The sequence below is a fragment of the Prevotella rectalis genome (genome assembly GCF_900607215.1).
Lineage (GTDB): Bacteria > Bacteroidota > Bacteroidia > Bacteroidales > Bacteroidaceae > Prevotella > Prevotella brunnea.
Genome location: NZ_LR027822.1, coordinates 551,305 through 552,530, shown reverse-complemented (window position 1 = coordinate 552,530; position 1,226 = coordinate 551,305). Strand labels below are relative to the sequence as shown.

Sequence of the window (1,226 nt, the reverse complement as noted above, 5' to 3'; positions counted from 1 at the left end):
ATAAAAGAAGATGGACAACACCTAAGTTCCGTCATATTTTCGGCAAGGTCTTAGGGGGCTCGATGCCCCCTGGGACCTTTGGTGAAGATGGCATAAGACCGTCGTTCGCCATATTTTCGGCGTTCCAAAGATACGTTATATTTTTCTTTTTTGCAAGCATTTATCTCTTTTTCCAAAGATTTCTCCCGGGCTGTTCGCCTCTATAGACATCCATCGGACATTTCATTCCTATGCTCATATGCGGTCGTCTGTAGTTGTAGAAGGCTATTGCCTTGGAGATTTCCATATTGGCCTGGTCATAATCTCGGTACATCTCCTGCTGGTAAATCCACTCAACCTTAAAGGTTCCATTCGTCCTTTCCGCCACGGGATTGTCCGTAGGATTGTACCGTTCTGTCATACTAACCCTGATATGGTGGCACATAAGAGTTTCAACATATAGGTGGCAGGCATATTGCGAACCTCTGTCAGAGTGGTGTATCGTTCCGCAGAGGTTGCCTCCTCCGGCTGCCTTAACTGCCATTAGCAATGCCTCCTTCGTATTTATAGCCTCCATGGTTTCGGATAAGCACCAGCCTATGACAGCATGTGAGTAAACATCTGTAATGAGATGGAGGTACAGGACGTTGCCGTAAATCCAAACGTAGGTTATGTCGGCTGCCCAAATGTGGTTAGCATACATTGCCGTAACACCTTGTACAAGATTAGGATACTTCCTATAAGGATGATTGGAGTCCGTTGTACGTCTTCGCTTGTTCTTGGGAAGCATAAGTCCTTCTGAAGCAAGTAGTTTTAAGAAGGAGTCGCGACCATGAGTAACATCTTCACCTAGCTCCGACTTGAGGAGGACGTGCAGTTTCACACCGCCTATCCCGGGACAGCAGGCACGATAGTAGAGTACATTGTCAACTATCAGTTTACGCCTTTGCCGCTCAGAAATCACAAGCTTGCTGCTTGCGTAATACCACTGGCGTTTCTTGCCAAACAGCCCACAGAGGAATTCCACGGATACACCGGGAAACTCCTCACGCAGCGCCGTTACTGTTTGGCACCATCTTTTTTTAAGATGCTGATACCCTCCTCGGATTCGGCTATCTCTATGAGTTTCTCATAGGCACGGCTGCGCATCTTCTCCAAAGACAATGCGTGTTGGAGGTTCACTATCTTCTGGCGCAATATCTCATTGTCTGTCAAATTCGTTTCTTTATGAGCCATACGATACCTCT

The 1,226-nt window shown here is 46.7% G+C and carries 1 protein-coding gene and 1 pseudogene; both read right to left on the bottom strand.

Annotated features, from left to right (window positions below):
- Positions 1-160: 160 nt before the first annotated feature.
- Entirely contained in the window at positions 161-1,006 is an 846-nt protein-coding gene (locus E0E16_RS10610; RefSeq protein ID WP_240048166.1) for an IS3 family transposase, read from the bottom strand.
- 32 nt (positions 1,007-1,038) lie between these two features.
- Positions 1,039-1,226, bottom strand: a pseudogene (locus E0E16_RS13680) (hypothetical protein); the annotation flags it as partial.